The sequence below is a fragment of the Marinobacter nanhaiticus D15-8W genome (assembly GCF_036511935.1).
GTDB classification, from domain to species: domain Bacteria; phylum Pseudomonadota; class Gammaproteobacteria; order Pseudomonadales; family Oleiphilaceae; genus Marinobacter_A; species Marinobacter_A nanhaiticus.
In genome coordinates this window covers 1121050-1136168 of sequence record NZ_AP028878.1, presented here as the reverse complement: position 1 = coordinate 1136168, position 15119 = coordinate 1121050, and the positions used below count along the sequence as shown (strand labels likewise).

17 protein-coding genes are annotated in these 15119 nt (G+C 57.3%); all 17 read right to left on the bottom strand.

The window, feature by feature from the left end; translation table 11 throughout:
- Window positions 1-20 precede the first annotated feature (20 nt).
- On the bottom strand, window positions 21-554 hold the full coding sequence (locus RE428_RS05170; protein ID WP_004580913.1) for a hypothetical protein: 534 nt from the start codon (window positions 552-554) through the stop codon (window positions 21-23).
- A 147-nt stretch (window positions 555-701) separates the two neighbouring features.
- Window positions 702-1553: a hypothetical protein gene (locus RE428_RS05165; RefSeq protein ID WP_004580912.1), complete on the bottom strand. Its 852-nt coding sequence runs from the start codon at window positions 1551-1553 to the stop codon at window positions 702-704.
- 102 nt (window positions 1554-1655) lie between these two features.
- Window positions 1656-3431, bottom strand: a complete 1776-nt coding sequence (locus RE428_RS05160; RefSeq protein WP_004580911.1) for an anti-phage dCTP deaminase — start codon at window positions 3429-3431, stop codon at window positions 1656-1658.
- A gap of 84 nt (window positions 3432-3515) precedes the next feature.
- Window positions 3516-4013 carry a hypothetical protein gene (locus RE428_RS05155; protein WP_004580910.1) on the bottom strand — a complete coding sequence of 166 codons (498 nt, stop codon included), beginning with the start codon at window positions 4011-4013 and terminating at the stop codon, window positions 3516-3518.
- A 6-nt stretch (window positions 4014-4019) separates the two neighbouring features.
- Entirely contained in the window at window positions 4020-4802 is a 783-nt protein-coding gene (locus tag RE428_RS05150; RefSeq protein WP_004580909.1) for a nuclease-related domain-containing protein, read from the bottom strand.
- 39 nt (window positions 4803-4841) lie between these two features.
- The gene (locus RE428_RS05145; RefSeq protein ID WP_004580908.1) at window positions 4842-5477 is read right to left on the bottom strand and encodes a nuclease-related domain-containing protein; all 636 of its coding nucleotides are present in this window, start codon (window positions 5475-5477) and stop codon (window positions 4842-4844) included.
- Window positions 5478-5818: 341 nt separating this feature from the next.
- Entirely contained in the window at window positions 5819-6391 is a 573-nt protein-coding gene (locus RE428_RS05140) for a HupE/UreJ family protein (RefSeq protein WP_004580907.1), read from the bottom strand.
- A gap of 49 nt (window positions 6392-6440) precedes the next feature.
- Entirely contained in the window at window positions 6441-7079 is a 639-nt protein-coding gene (gene ureG, locus RE428_RS05135; RefSeq protein WP_004580906.1) for an urease accessory protein UreG, read from the bottom strand.
- 45 nt (window positions 7080-7124) lie between these two features.
- The gene (locus RE428_RS05130) at window positions 7125-7814 is read right to left on the bottom strand and encodes an urease accessory protein UreF (RefSeq protein ID WP_004580905.1); all 690 of its coding nucleotides are present in this window, start codon (window positions 7812-7814) and stop codon (window positions 7125-7127) included.
- A complete protein-coding gene (ureE, locus tag RE428_RS05125; protein WP_004580904.1) occupies window positions 7804-8412 on the bottom strand; it encodes an urease accessory protein UreE in 609 nt (202 codons plus the stop codon). Before ureE ends, RE428_RS05130 begins: the two co-directional genes overlap by 11 nt.
- A gap of 10 nt (window positions 8413-8422) precedes the next feature.
- Window positions 8423-10126, bottom strand: coding sequence for an urease subunit alpha (ureC, locus tag RE428_RS05120; protein WP_004580903.1), 1704 nt, complete (start codon window positions 10124-10126; stop codon window positions 8423-8425).
- Window positions 10123-10455 carry an urease subunit beta gene (locus RE428_RS05115; protein ID WP_004580902.1) on the bottom strand — a complete coding sequence of 111 codons (333 nt, stop codon included), beginning with the start codon at window positions 10453-10455 and terminating at the stop codon, window positions 10123-10125. The genes ureC and RE428_RS05115 overlap by 4 nt, the downstream gene beginning before the upstream one ends.
- Window positions 10456-10465: 10 nt before the next feature.
- Window positions 10466-10768, bottom strand: coding sequence for an urease subunit gamma (ureA, locus tag RE428_RS05110; RefSeq protein WP_004580901.1), 303 nt, complete (start codon window positions 10766-10768; stop codon window positions 10466-10468).
- A gap of 732 nt (window positions 10769-11500) precedes the next feature.
- Window positions 11501-12421 (bottom strand): urease accessory protein UreD, encoded by a 921-nt coding sequence (locus RE428_RS05105; RefSeq protein WP_004580900.1) that lies wholly within the window; start codon window positions 12419-12421, stop codon window positions 11501-11503.
- Window positions 12418-13134, bottom strand: coding sequence for an urea ABC transporter ATP-binding subunit UrtE (gene urtE, locus RE428_RS05100; protein ID WP_004580899.1), 717 nt, complete (start codon window positions 13132-13134; stop codon window positions 12418-12420). The genes RE428_RS05105 and urtE overlap by 4 nt, the downstream gene beginning before the upstream one ends.
- The gene (gene urtD, locus RE428_RS05095) at window positions 13134-13949 is read right to left on the bottom strand and encodes an urea ABC transporter ATP-binding protein UrtD (RefSeq protein ID WP_264673113.1); all 816 of its coding nucleotides are present in this window, start codon (window positions 13947-13949) and stop codon (window positions 13134-13136) included. Before urtD ends, urtE begins: the two co-directional genes overlap by 1 nt.
- 5 nt (window positions 13950-13954) lie before the next feature.
- A complete protein-coding gene (gene urtC, locus RE428_RS05090) occupies window positions 13955-15118 on the bottom strand; it encodes an urea ABC transporter permease subunit UrtC (RefSeq protein ID WP_004580897.1) in 1164 nt (387 codons plus the stop codon).
- Window position 15119 lies beyond the last annotated feature (1 nt).

The following is a 15119-nucleotide window of genomic DNA, read 5'->3' as shown; positions in this document are numbered from 1 at the left end:
CCCCATTAATTCCTGTTGACTCAACGTTGGCTGGCTACGTAGCCCTTCAGCATGTCGCCAATTGAGCAATCAACAAGCAATAGCCTCAGCATTTTGGCGGTTGCCTCAGATCGACCGTCACCGGCATACAAACGCTTGTCGCCTTGACTGATAGTCATGTTCATTAAATAAAGTTCTTTGAACGCAGTCGTTAGCCCCATATCAAGCCCCCTGCCAACAAAATTCAGTCGAACGCTGAAGGTGTCGTCAATTGTGAAACGGGATGCCACCACGTATCCATCTTGCCCGTCTGAGTTTGAATGCACTGAAAAATCGGTTATCGAGTCGCATTCATCAACACCGTCGCCTATGGTAGTGTCGACGTCAAAAGGCGCGACTTCGTGAAGTTTGTCCATAAGCCGCTCAATCTGTTCGTCATTCGTATCCCTCATGACTTGAGAGTAAACAATCATTTCGGCTATGGAGGTGTCTTCAACAGCGCTTTCAGGCCCAAAACTTATACCGCAACCGCTTAACAAAAACGGCAATAACACAACAGCGTTCTTTAGCTTCAAAACAAGTTCCTTATATATTTTTATATCTAAACCAGCTTAACACAAACAAAAAGCACCCCTACTTCGAAAATGTAATAAATAGTGAACAGTAGGGTTTTATCAACAACAGCGACCAATAATTATGTGCTCTGGCCCCATTAGTTCTTTTCATGCAGCCACGTCGATAATGAGCAGGCTGCCGATCCGGGTTTCTCGAAGAGGGTCGTTCTCGTACTCCACCAAGCAGTGTATCTCTACTTGTTTTTCAGTCATCGACAAAATGTAATCTTCAACTTCTTGCCTGCCAATCACTTTAAACTTGTAGTTTCCCTCAGGAAGTTGTTGAGATTCGGAAACCCTAAGTTTTCCGATGCGATCATATTTATTGAAATCGAAAATATCACAGTTTATTGTTTTGGGCTCTTCATCCACAGAAACTGGTGGATAGTACAAGCCCTTTTCTCCGAAAGGCATTTTTATGGCAGGTTCTTTCTCATACTTTGAGCCAAGGGTTATTTCTTTAACATTATCTTCTTCTAATGCATCGTCCAGAGTACGAAACCCCGTAATAATCTGGGTGGCAATTTGGTAAACCGGACCATGGTAGACATGAACGGTATTTTCGTTTCCCTCAGTGACTACCGCAGTATTTTCACCCTCTTGGTGAAGGGTCACGGACTTTCCTTCGTGAGCAGCTTTGTAAACATCATACAAGAAGGCTGCACTAGCCTTGGTGTATTCCCACATATCCTCAGGAGACAAAGACGGAAGAAATGGAAGCGTCTGCTGAACACCAGAGAAAAGGGCTCCTAGATAAACAAGCAGACTTCCTGACTGAACGTCTTCCGCTATTAGTTTGTAGAGCTCTCGGTCGTTTTTTGAAAGACGTGATTTACCAGTAACACCCTTATACACACCTTCAAGAATTTGTTGGGTGCCATGGAGCCCTGAAACCATTTTGTCCAATCTGTATCCATCAGAGAAAGCTCCGCCTTCCATCCGGAAAATCAGGTTCTCCATAATATATTCCTATGCTTTTTTTATTTTTCCTAACGTCAGCAGTAAACGGTACTTCTGTAGGGAACGAAAGGAACACCCGCACTCACGATCTTATTATGAAAATTAGCTTTGCTGAAATATTTCAGCCGCATCACGTTCAATTTCTTTGTATGACTCAGGCAATAATGCCACCCTAACGTTGGCAGTACTTTTCGCCCAATCTACGATCTTCCCATCTTTTCCTTTTCTGGTTAGCTTGATTCCACCGCCAAGACTCATTGAGAAAAAGTCTAAGAAGCGTCTCGCGCCTACGCCGGTAAATGGCTCGAAAACAACATGACTGCTTTCTGAGTTCCCATCTGACTCCAACTTTGTCCTCAATTCAATTGAATCTGAGTGAAACTCAAGGGCCTTGCTCTTCGGGTAGGGCTCGACATAAACCACCCTTTTAATTCCTGCTGCAATAATGTGTTTTGCGCAGTTATGACACGGAAATGTGGTGCAGTAGAGAGTACCGTCTATTGTTGATATTCCAGCCCTGCCACATGATAAAATAGCTTCCATCTCGGCATGAACAACCCTTCCAAACTCAGTCAAGTCTTTAATTCTACTATGGTTGAGAACCATTTCTACTTCACTCGCTTGAGCTTCGGTCAGGCCAGAGACCTGCTTAACACCTCGCATAATCTCCGATAATATCTCTTGCTGCTCTACCTTGTTAGAATCTTCATTTCTTGTGTAATCTTTTCCATCTTGCTCGTCTATCACCTTTCCACTTGCACCGTCAACCTTGGCCCAGTAAAGCCCTCCACCTTTCCTCGGAGTTTCATTAGAACCTGTAGACAATATTTGATCATTTCTCGCAATCACTGCACCAACTTGACGAGAAAGATCACCCGATCGAACCGAGCTTGAAAATGCCATGAACATTGCAAATTCATCAAACGTTGGATTTTTATAAGGGTGAGCAAATATAAGCTCGAGAAATCTTTGAACAGTATTTTTTACTTGATCGTCATTTTTCCCAAAGTTTATATAGAAATCGGCAAGATGGAATGTATCTCGGGTGCGTTGACCATGCTTTACCTTTTCGTCTTCATCGATATCAGTAAGCTCTATCGCCTGTGGGTCACTTAGATTTTTGTCATTAGTCAGATAATGAAGTCTTCTCTTCTTTTCGGCATGGACACCAAACAAATAGAACCCTTGCCCATAAATCTTCCGAAGGGCCTCTACTTCATCGGGATGTTTCAGAGAATTAATGATGTAAGCTCTCTTAGGCTTTGCTTCATCTCGCTTATCGGAAATTAGTTTGGCGGCCCCATAAGCGAGTATTGAATTAAGCTTAGTGTCTTTTCGGCGCTGATCGCCAGCATCCATTAAAGACTTTATTCGCTCGTACTCATTTGCTGCTGATCCATCGGTTACGAGCAATGAAGAGACCTTTATCTCTTTTGCATCGTATCCAAAATGTGATAGCCGATCTTTCAGGGGGGTGACCACTCTAGTTGTTTCTGTGCCCACAGCACTTACTAAGCCAATCACTATCTCAGAGTTTTCAAATACACCATCTAGATATGCTCTTCCAACACTCCCTCTTTCAGGAGTTGAGTCCTCGGTGCTGTCTTTGGGCTCACCACTTACTCCCTCTTCTATTGGATCAGCTGTCGCTTTCGGTTGATGATCTGGATCTAGGCACGACAGCACTAAATCTTCCAATTTCGCTCTTGGTTTATCTTTTCCTTGGAACTGAATAGTTCCAGTACTTTCATACCAATTCATCACTCCACCATTTAGGCGGAGAACTTTCTTATTGGCTTGGCTCTCGTCCCAATCACCTCCAATGGAGCTTAGTCTTTCTTTCAACTCATCGAAGGTACCGGTAAATATCGATTTCATCACAATTCCCTATTAAAAGATGCTATCGCAGGGTTATTTGTATGCATAACAGTGGTCAGGAAGTCAAAGAGCTCGACAGATCTATTATCTCAATTTAAGCGATTCATAAACCCAACATAACTCCCGCTTCTCCCGCAAAATCCCCGGTTCCCGACTCCCCATAGCCGCCACAGTAGCCGCATTACAAGCCTGCCTCGCCTTCGCCAGCTCAGTCTCTTCCGTGCCGGCACTCACCCGCGCAATCGTCGGCCTAAACGAAACCGACGCATTGCAATACATCGTCCGGAACTTCCCATGCTTCCAGTTCTTCTGCGGCGCTTTGGAAAGCTCGGAGCAAAGCTCCCCAAAGAGTTGTTTCGCCTTCAGAGTGCATTCAGAGAACACTTTCAGGTTATGGCTAACATTGCCGCAAACGCTCTTGTCCCGAATGCGCCAGAGCTGGTGCTGAAACGCCACCTCGACGCCTTCGTACTGAATCTCGACCGGCGTAATCTGGGTGCCGTACCTTTCGGCGAAATGCTCCTGAACATTGGTCTGTACCGTATTCAGGTAAGCAGAAAACAAGTAAGAAACTGGATCCAATTCTCTCTACTCCGCCTGGAGATTCAGCATTCCCCTACACCTCGGAAACGCCGAACACCCCCAAAACTCCTTCCCAACGTTCTCGCCGCGTTTCACAACGCGCCGAACCATATCGCCTTGACACTTCGGGCAGAGAACCGTATTCGTTTTCTCTTCAACGATGGCTTGGACATGCTTCACGTGTTCTCGATGCGTCTTAAAGGAACCCTTCAGACGACCCGAGGCGATCCTTTCTACTACCTGACTGACTTCTTCCGACGTCAGTACCGTTTCTTGATGGGATTTGATAAACCGCAAATACCCGCCGCCTCGCGTCACATTCCCCGGCATCTCCGTCTTAAACGTCGAATCCCCCACAAACACCACCACCGAATGCACCTGTGCATCACTCAGCCCCAGCAGTGCTTGAACCGTCTTCACATGCTTGTAATTCTGATGCAGCGGATTCTGAAACTTTTGCGAGTGCTTATAGATCTTCTGCGTCCAATACCGCTGCTTGGCACTGCCGAAGATCCACCCTTTCATGTTCTTGGTTTCCACCACGAACACGCCGTAGCGTGACACAATGATGTGGTCGATCTGTGTGGTGCCGTCTTCGGTGGGCAGGGTGACGTTGCGGATCAGGTGGTAGGTCTTCTTGTCGAGAAACAGGCGCGCAGAGAGATTAACGAGGCTTTCGCCGACCCAGCCCTTGAACCGTGGCGAGTTGATAATGCCGCCGAGAATAGCCAGCGGGATGAGATACCAGAGGGCGTGGATTAATGGCTGTAAGGCGGGAGCAAAATCCATTTTTAGTATCCTTAGCAAACAGAAAGCGGGAGCCTTCCCTTAAACAATCCCTCGAACATTCCTCACATGATCCAGCTGAGTCCGAAGCACCTCCTTCAAACGCCCGGAACCCACCATCTCAACCACCTCATCAACCTGCTCCGCCGAAAGCACCGGCTGGCGACGAGCCTTAACCGCCCCCAAATACCCCCACCCCCTCACAACATTCCCCGGCATCTCAGTCCGAAACCGCCCTTCTCCCAAAAACACCACCAGCGAATGCACCTGGCCCTCACTCAGGCCAAGCAACGTCTGCAGGGTCTTCACATGCTCCCGGTTCTGGAACAAAGGATTCTCAAACCGGTTCACATACCGCCTCCTGCGCTGTAGCCAGTCCGGCTGTTCGGCACTGCCATAGATCCCGCCTTTCATGTTTCGGGTGTCCACCACGAACACGCCGTAGGGCGAGACGATGAGGTGGTCGATCCGGGTGGTGCCGCCGTCTTCGGTGGGGAGGATGACGTTGCTGATCAGGTGGTAGGTCTTCTTGTTCAGCAGGCGCTTTGAGAGCGTGAAGGCGGCTTTGCTGAACCCGCTTCTGAACTTGGACTCAAAGAGGACGCCCGCGATGATGACGAACGGGACGGTGTACCAGAGGATGTCTAGAACGGTTTGGGTTGTCGGTGAGAATTCCATTTATTGTTATCCCCAGCCAGCGACGTCTCCCTGCTTGGCTGTTTCTTATTGTGATGACTGACTGGGCGTGTCGGTGCCAAAGCTTTCTAAAAGTTAATGTCCTTTTTATACCGCGGGGGAAAGTTGGGGGGCAAATGGAATCGGTAACAGGAGGGCAAAATTTTGTTAAATGGCGAGATAGGGAATTATTGCAAACATTAGATATTCAAGGTTATTTGAAAGAAAGGCAGACCATTGGCCTGCCCTCTCTTCAAACCTCCACTCCCCACTTCGGCGGAAGAAACGGAGCTTTGTTTTTATCGGCCTCTACCTCCACGAGGAGACAGAGGCTTTAACCGACCTTAAGCTGCCAGGAAAGCCCCTGTCGCGGCCAACACTGCACCCAGCGCCTGGGAGACGCGGTTGTCGGTTTTCATCAGCAGCGCGCCAAGACCACGACCGGCAAAGGCGATCGCCAGCGTCGCCAGCCCGAAACCTGCCATGTATGCCAGGAAGTGGGAGCCAGCAGGCATTTCTGCACCGTGGGCGAAGCCGTGGAAGACCATGAATGCTGCGACCAGGGTTCCACCAACCACCGTCGGCATTTTAGCCAGGGTGGCGATCAGGACACCGGCCAACATGACGGACAATGCGATGCCGGTCTCGACGCCGGGGATGCTCAGGCCCGCGAAGGCCAGCCCGGCGCCCAGGAACATGCCGCCGATCATGAACAACGGTGTGCCGCGTTTCATCCAGGTGGACTGGCGCATGCTCCAGAAGCCGATAGCGGCCATGGCCAGCAGGTGATCGAGGCCGAGTACGGGGTGCATCAGGCCGCTGGCGAAGCCGCCTTCGCCGTGTCCCGGGTGGGCGGATGCGGCGGTTGCGGTCAGCATGAGGCCGGCGGTGAGCAGGGTTTTGGTGAGTCGTGTCATGGTTTGTCTCCGTTTAACTGCAATCCAGTTCGTTTTGTTTGTGCCGGTCTCAGGCGCTCGCTTCTATTTTCTCTGGCCGTCTTTCCGGCAGCATGCCTTTATCCAGAATGAAGCTGATGATCTCTTCCAGCCCTACCCCGTCATACAGATTGGTGAACACAAACGGCCGCTCGCCGCGCATCTTCTTCGAATCCCGATCCATCACCTCCAGCGAGGCATGAACCTGTTCGGCGATGTCGATCTTGTTGATGATCAGCAGGTCGGACTTGGTGATGCCCGGCCCGCCCTTGCGGGGGATCTTGTCGCCGGCGGAGACGTCGATGACGTACAACGTGAGGTCCGACAGTTCCGGGCTGAAGGTGGCGGAGAGGTTGTCGCCACCGGATTCCACCAGCACCAGTTCCAGGTCCGGGTGACGGGACTGGAGGTCGTCGATGGCCGCCAGGTTCATGGAGGCGTCCTCGCGGATGGCGGTGTGCGGGCAGCCGCCGGTTTCTACGCCGAGGATGCGGTCGGCTTCCAGCGCTTCGTGGCGCAGGAGGAAGTCGGCATCTTCGCGGGTGTAGATGTCGTTGGTGACCACGGCGATGTTGTAGTGGTCGCGCAGGGCCAGGCAAAGCTGGCGCAGCAGGGCTGTTTTACCGGAACCGACAGGGCCACCGACCCCGACTCGCAGACAATGTTTCATGGTGTGTTCCTCATCGTTGTTTCTGGTTGCGCTCTGGTAGGCGCATTAACTACGGAATAAACGGGAATACTGTGTTTCGTGGTGCGCTGAAGCGAGCGCCAGTCCCGGCAGTACCGGACCCAGTTCGTCGTCTTCCAGCGCCAACGCGGCGTCCACGGCACTTACCAGCGCCGGGCGCAGTTTTTCGGTCAGCCGTTGTGCCGCCGTGTGGCCTAGGGGCAACGCTTTACACGCGACAGCGAGCTGGTTTTCCAGCCAGGCCCAGGCAAAACCCAGCAGGCTCTGGCGCACCGGTACGTTGCGCTGGTGCGCGGCCCAGGCGAAGACGGTGACGTAGCCCGGTTCGTGGGGCATCAGGCCGTCTTCGGGCATCAGTTCCAGGCTGGTCAGCAAGCGTGTGAGTGCGGAACCCAGGCGAACATCCTCGTCGCTCAGTTCGGCGGTTTCCCGGGTGGCATGGAGCCAGTCGTTCCACTGCGCCAATGTTGTCGCCTCGCTATCGGCCCAGGCCTGTTGCTGGCGCGCCAGAACGGGTAGCTCGCAGCGGGTCAGGCCGTCGTCCAGAACGCCCGCCAGCCATTGGCCCAGCTCATCCTCGTTGCGCACCCAGTCCAGCTCGAAGGCGCTTTCCAGACCCTGGGACCAGGCGAAGGCGCCGATGGGCAGCGCCGGGCTGACCAGCTGCAGCAGGCCGAGCAGGCTTAGGTCGGCCATGGGTGTGCTGTCAGTGGACATGGCCTTTACCCGATCCATGGCTGTGATGATGGTCGTGTTCTTCGCGGTGGCTATGACTGTGGCTGTGGGAATGACTGTGCGCGTGGCTGTGGCTATGGCCGTGCCCTTCCCCATGGCTCTTTTCATGGCTCTCCCCATGACTATGGGAATGCCCCGCCTGGGAGTAGGCGCCCGGTTCGGGATCGAAGGGGGCCTGGTGGTGTTTGAGGGTGGCGCCCAGGCGTTCGGCCAGTTCTTCCAGCACGTGATCCGGCGGGAAGCGGACCCAGCCTGTCTGATCATCAATCGAGCCGATGGCCAGTTGCACATGGCGGTTGCCCAGGTGGTAGCACAGGCGTGCCAAGGGCAGGCCCGCCGGGATCTGGGCGGTGACGACCGGCTCGTCGGCCGCGCGGATGCGGACCACTTCGCCGCCGGCGGATTGCAGGCAGTCCCCGTCCCGCAGCACCGGGCCGCGATCCAGGAACAGGCCGACGTCGGTGCCGTTGTCGGTGGTGGCCCGGAGGCGGCCACGGATACGCAGTTCGAACGGCAGGGTCAGGCTGTCGAAGATTTCTGCCGACTCGACCGGGGCGATGCGTTCTGTGAGTTCGATCATGTCTGCGCTCCTAAAACAGATGGTAACGCTGCGCGAGTGGCAGCTCAGTGGCCGGTTCGCAGGTGAGCAGTTCGCCGTCGGCATGGACCTCGTAGGTCTGCGGATCCACGGTCAGGTGCGGGCAGGCGTCGTTGAGTTTCATATCGCCCTTGCGTACCTGGCGGACGTTCTTGCAGGCGGACAGCGGGCTATCGAGACCCAGTTCCTTGTCGATGCCCGCGTCCAGTGCGGCCTGGCTGACGAAGGTCAGGCGGGTGGCACTGGCAGCCTTGCCGAAGGCGCCGAACATGGGGCGGTAATGCACCGGCTGCGGTGTGGGGATGGAGGCATTTGGGTCGCCCATCGGCGCCGCCGCGATCATGCCGCCCTTGAGGATGCAGGCGGGCTTAACGCCGAAGAACGCCGGGCTCCACAGCACCAGGTCCGCCAGCTTGCCCACTTCCACCGAGCCCACATCGTGCGCGATGCCGTGGGTGATGGCGGAGTTGATGGTGTACTTGGCGATGTAGCGCTTGGCGCGGAAGTTGTCGGCGCCCAGGTCTTCGTCTTCCGGCAGCAGGCCGCGCTGGACCTTCATCTTGTGGGCGGTCTGCCAGGTGCGGCAGATGACCTCGCCCACCCGGCCCATGGCCTGGGAGTCGGAGGAGATCATGGAGATCACGCCCATATCATGGAGGATATCCTCGGCGGCGATGGTCTCGCGGCGGATGCGGGAGTCCGCGAAAGCCACGTCTTCCGGGATGTTCGGGTCCAGGTGGTGGCAGACCATCAGCATGTCCAGGTGCTCGTCGATGGTGTTCACCGTGTAGGGCCGCGTCGGGTTGGTGGACGACGGCAGTACGTTGGCTTTCGAGCACGCGGTGATGATGTCCGGTGCGTGGCCGCCGCCTGCCCCTTCGGTGTGGAAGGTGTGGATGCAGCGGTCCTTGAACGCGGCCAGGGTGTCTTCGACGAAGCCGGATTCGTTCAGGGTGTCGGTGTGGATGGCCACCTGCACGTCGTATTGGTCGGCGACGGTCAGGCAATTGTCGATACTGGCCGGGGTGGTGCCCCAGTCCTCGTGCAGTTTGAGGCCGATCACGCCGGCCTTCACCTGCAGTTCCAGCGCTTCCGGCAGGGAGGCATTGCCCTTGCCGAGGAAGCCGATGTTCATGGGCAGCTCGTCCACCGCCTGGAGCATTTTGCCGATGTGCCAGGGGCCCGGTGTACAGGTGGTGGCGTTGGTGCCGGTGGCCGGTCCGGTGCCGCCACCGAGCATGGTGGTGATGCCGCTCATGAGAGCTTCTTCCACCTGCTGGGGGCAGATGAAGTGAATGTGTGGGTCGATGCCGCCGGCGGTGAGGATCTTGCCCTCCCCAGCGATGATTTCGGTGCCCGGGCCGATAACGATCTCGACGTCCGGCTGGGTGTCCGGGTTACCGGCCTTGCCGATGGCAGCGATGCGGCCTTTCTGGATACCGACGTCGGCTTTGACGACGCCCCACCAGTCGAGGATCAGGGCGTTGGTGATGACGGTGTCCATGACCGCGTCGTCGCAGCGCTGGCTCTGGCCCATGCCGTCACGGATGACTTTGCCACCGCCGAATTTCACTTCGTCGCCGTAGTGGGTGTGGTCTTTCTCGACTTCGATCCAGAGTTCGGTGTCCCCCAGCCGCACGCGGTCGCCCACGGTGGGGCCGTACATGTCGGCGTAGGCCTGACGGGAAATCTTCATGGCTGGCCTCCTGTTTTCTTCTTATCCACGGCACCCATGACTTCACCCCGGAAGCCGTAGATTTCGCGGTTGCCTGCGTAGGGGATCAGGGTGACTTCGCGGGTCTGGCCCGGTTCGAAGCGGATCGCGGTGCCCGCTGCGATATCCAGCCGGTAGCCTTTGGCCTTGTCGCGGTCGAAGGTGAGCGCCGGGTTGGCTTCGGCAAAGTGGTAGTGGGAGCCGATCTGCACCGGGCGGTCGCCGGTGTTGCCCACCTCGACGGTGATGCGCTCGCGGCCGGCGCAGAGCTCAATGTCGCCGTCCTTGATTTCATATTCGCCGGGAATCATCTGCGCCTCCTTACACTATGGGGTTATGGACCGTGACGAGTTTAGTGCCGTCCGGGAACGTGGCTTCCACCTGGACCTCATCCACCATTTCCGCCACGCCTTCCATCACGTCATCACGGGTGAGGACTTCGGTGCCGGCGGTCATCAGTTCGGCCACGGTGCGGCCTTCCCGGGCGCCTTCGAGGATCTCGGCGCTGATCAGGGCGACCGATTCCGGGTAGTTGAGCTTGAGGCCCTTGGCCTTGCGGCGCTCGGCGAGCAGGGCTGCGGTGAAGAGGAGCAGCTTGTCTTTGTCTCTGGGGGTGAGTTCCATCGTCGTAACTCCGTTGTTTGCGATGCTCGTATGTGTGTCTTTCGTAGCCGACGCTTTAGCTTCGGTGCAGGCCGTAGGGCTGCTGGTGTTGGTCCGGGCGTCTGGCGACGCCTCCGAAGCTGAAGCGTCGGCTACATTGTTTGTGCTTCCTATTGTCTCCGAGCTATCCGGCTCGGGTGTTTTGTAGCCGATGCTTTAGCTTCGGAGCGGGCCGTAGGGCTGCCGGGCGTTGGCTGGGCGTCTGGCGACGCCTCCGAAGCTGAAGCGTCGGCTACATTGTTTGTGCTTTCTGTTGTCTCCGAGCTATCTGGCTCGGGTGTTTTGTAGCCGATGCTTTAGCTTCGGTGCAGGCCGTAGGGCTGCCGGGGTTGGTCCGGGCGTCTGGCGACGCCTCCGAAGCTGAAGCGTCGGCTACATTGTTTGTGCTTCCTGTTGTCTCCGAGCTATCCGGCTCGGGTGTTTTGTAGCCGATGCTTTAGCTTCGGTGCAGGCCGCGGGGCTGCTGGTGTTGGTCCGGGCGTCTGGCGACGCCTCCGAAGCTGTAGCGTCGGCTACATTGTTTGTGCTTCCTGTGGTCTGCCGAGGTATGGGCTCGGGTGTTCGTGTTTTTTGGAGACGGGGTGTCGGGTTACGCTTTGCTAACCCGACCTACGTTTCCCCGAGTTCAACCTCGTAGGTCGGGTTCACCCAAGGGCGTAAAAGCGGAGCGTAACCCGACACATCTCTCGTCTTTTATGTCATCCAAATCCTGGGTATGTGCGCCTCGTAACCGGTCAATCTTGGTCTGAGGATTTCCCATGCCTGCTGGCATATCGCCCAGGCTTCGTTGCGTTCGTTGCCGAGGTAGCGGAGGAGCAATACGCCGCGGCGGCGGGTGACGGCCCATCGCGGTGATACGGTGATCTGCTCACGCAGCGCTTCTATCGCCTCGCTTTCATCGTCCAGTCCCACGACCCATAACGTGCCCTGGACAGTGCTGCCGCCCTGGCCCCAAGGGCCTTTGAATCTCGGGTGCTTCGGGTCCATGGGCTGGCGTTCGATCCACAGGGGGCGGCCGTCGCGGGTCAGGCGGAAGCGTTGTTCCAGGTGGCCACTGACGAAGGGCAGATCCCCCACCGGTCGGCCCAGGGCCAGGATTTCCCAGCCGATGCAGCGGGCGCTTCCACTTAGGTCGATGGTGGTGGTCTGTTCGCCGCGGGAGCCGTCGAAGGCCAGGGTTTCCTGGGGGAGCCATTCGAGGGTGGCGCCGTCTTCGACGATCAGTTGGGTGTGCTGGCCCCAGGCCACGCCGTGGCTGTCGGCCTTGTAGAGTTTGGCGGCGGCGGGCGTGGTGAGCAGGGCGTGGGCGCCGGTTTGGATATTCGCCTTGATATGCAGGGCATCGCCGCTCACCAGACCACCCGGTGGGTGCAGCAGGTAGACGTGGCAGCAGCGGGTCTTGCCTTCGGGGTAGAACGGCTTCTGCACCCGCAGCGGGCCGTAGTGCCGGCGGCGGGTCAGGCGGGTGACGGGCTGCAACTGTTCACGCCGGGACTCGAAACCCAGCTCGATGGACGCCGCCCAGCGACGCCCGGTATCGAAGCGATGGCCGGAATCGTTGGCGGATTCGCGGCCCGGGTCCACGTTGGCGGCCAGCGGCGTGAAGATCGTCATACCGTCAGGTGCTGTTTGATGAGTTCGTCGGACAGCTCGGCGATGTCCCCTTCGGCCACGCGGCGGCCCCGGTCCATGATCGCGAACTTGTCCGCATACTTGCGGGCGAACGGCAGTTTCTGCTCCACCAGCAGGACGGTCAGGTTGTCCTCCTCAATCAATCGGCGGATAACCTCACCGATCTGCGCGACGATGTTGGGCTGGATGCCCTCGCCCGGCTCGTCGAGGATCAGCAGCTTGGGCTCGATCACCAGCGCCCGGCCAATGGCCAGTTGCTGTTGCTGGCCACCGGAGAGGTCGCCGCCGCGGCGATTCTTCATCTCCTTGAGCACGGGGAACAGCTCGTAGATCCGTTCGGGGATCTGCTTGCTGCCATCCGCGCGAGCGGCGAGGCCCACGCGCAGGTTTTCTTCCACCGTGAGCAACGGGAAGATCTGCCGGCCCTGGGGTACGTAGCCGATGCCGAGCGCGGCGCGGTCTTCCAACCGGCGTCGGGTCAGGTCTTCACCCCCCGCGCCGCTCTCGTCACCTCCGTAGATAATGCGTCCGTCCTTCACCAGTTCTTCGCCCATGACGCACTTCATCAGCGTGGTCTTGCCTACGCCGTTACGGCCCATGACACAGGTGCACTGGCCCTTGGGTACGTCCAGATCCAGGTCCCAGAGGGTGTGGCTCTCGCCGTAGAACTGGTTGAGTTTTTCGATCTTGAGCATCAGGCGCCCTCCCCCAGATAGACTTCGATGACCTTGGGATCATTGGACACCTGATCCATGGAACCTTCCGCCAGCACGCTGCCCTGGTGCAGCACGGTGACCGTGCGGGCGATGGAGCGGACGAAGCCCATATCATGCTCGACCACGACGACAGACTGTTTACCGGCGAGGCTGGTGAGCAGTTCGGCGGTACGTTCCATTTCCTGTTCGGTCATGCCAGCGACGGGTTCGTCCACCAGGAGCAGGCGCGGCTTCTGCATCAGCAGCATGCCGATCTCAAGCCACTGTTTCTGGCCGTGGGAGAGGATGCCCGCCTCGCGGTTGCGCAGCTCGGTGAGGCCGATGGTGCCAAGAACCTCCTCGATACGGTCCTTTGTTTCACCATTCATGCGCGCGGTCAGCGTGGGGAGTACCCGCTTGTCCGCCGCCATGGCCAATTCCAGGTTCTCGAATACGGTGAGCGCTTCGAACACCGTGGGCTTCTGGAATTTACGGCCGATACCGAGGCTGGCGATGTCCGGCTCGTTCATGGTCAGCAGGTTGTGGCGGCTGCCAAACCAGACCGAGCCCACATCCGGGCGGGTCTTGCCGGTGATGATGTCCATCATCGTGGTCTTGCCCGCGCCGTTGGGGCCGATGATGCAGCGCAGTTCGCCGTCGTCGATGGTCAGGTTTAGGTTGTTGATCGCCTTGAAGCCGTCAAAGCTGACGGTCACATCCTCCAGGTAGAGGATCGGGCCATGACGGACGTCCACTGGTGACGCCGTCGGGGTGAGGAAGTCGAAGACCCGGTCGCGCTGGGTCAGCTCCGTCATAATGCTCATGCGGTGGCCTCCCGTTCGGTGCCGGTGGTTTTCGGGTCGTCATCCTGCTGTTTTTTCCTGAAGCCTGGCAGCAGGCCGGCAATGCCCTTGGGCAGGAATACCGTCACCAGCACGAACAGCGCACCCAAGGCGAACAGCCAGGCGTCTGGCATGACACCGGTGAACACGGTCTTGGCGTAGTTGACGATTAGCGCACCGATCACCGCGCCGTAGAGCGTGGCGCGTCCGCCCAGGGCCACCCACACCACGATCTCGATGGAGAACAGCGGCGAGAATTCGCTGGGGTTGATGATGCCCACCTGCGGCACATAGAGAGAGCCGGCGACACCCGCCAGCATGGCGGAGACGACGAACACGAACAGCTGCACCCGCTCCACCCGGTAGCCGATAAAGCGCGTGCGGGCCTCAGCATCGCGGCAGGCCACGCTCACCCGGCCCAGCTTGGAGCCGACAATGGCGCGGCAGATCACGTAACCGATAGCCAACGCGACGCCGGTAGCCAGGAACAGGCCGAGGCGCGTGGCGTCGGTGCGCAGGTCGAAGCCAAGGATGTCCTTGAAGTCAGTCAGGCCGTTATTGCCGCCAAAGCCCATCTCGTTGCGGAAGAAGGCCAGCATCAGGGCAAAGGTCAGCGCCTGGGTGATGATCGACAGGTAGACGCCGGTCACCCGCGAACGGAACGCCAGGAAGCCGAACACCAGGGCCAGAATGCCCGGCGCCAGCAGCACCATCACGAAGGCAAACCAGGCCATGTCGAAGCCGTGCCAGTACCAGGGCAGCGACTCCCAGTTCAGGAACACCATGAAGTCAGGCAGGACCGGGTCGCCGTAGACACCGCGATCGCCGATCTGGCGCATCAGGTACATGCCCATGGCATAACCGCCGAGCGCGAAGAACGCCCCGTGGCCCAGGCTGAGGATACCGAGATAACCCCAGACCAGGTCCACCGCGACCGCCAGCAGCGCATAGCACAGGTACTTGCCCAACAACGTGACGGTGTAGGAGCTCACATAGAGCGCGCTGTCCTGCGGCATCGCCACATGCAGGAAGGTAACCACCGCCATGGCGGCGAAGAGCACACCCAGGAAGATCTGGGTGGAACGCTCGGTAAAGGGCCGCGTCAGCCAGGATTGGGAATAGCTGGTGTTTGTAGTCGACATC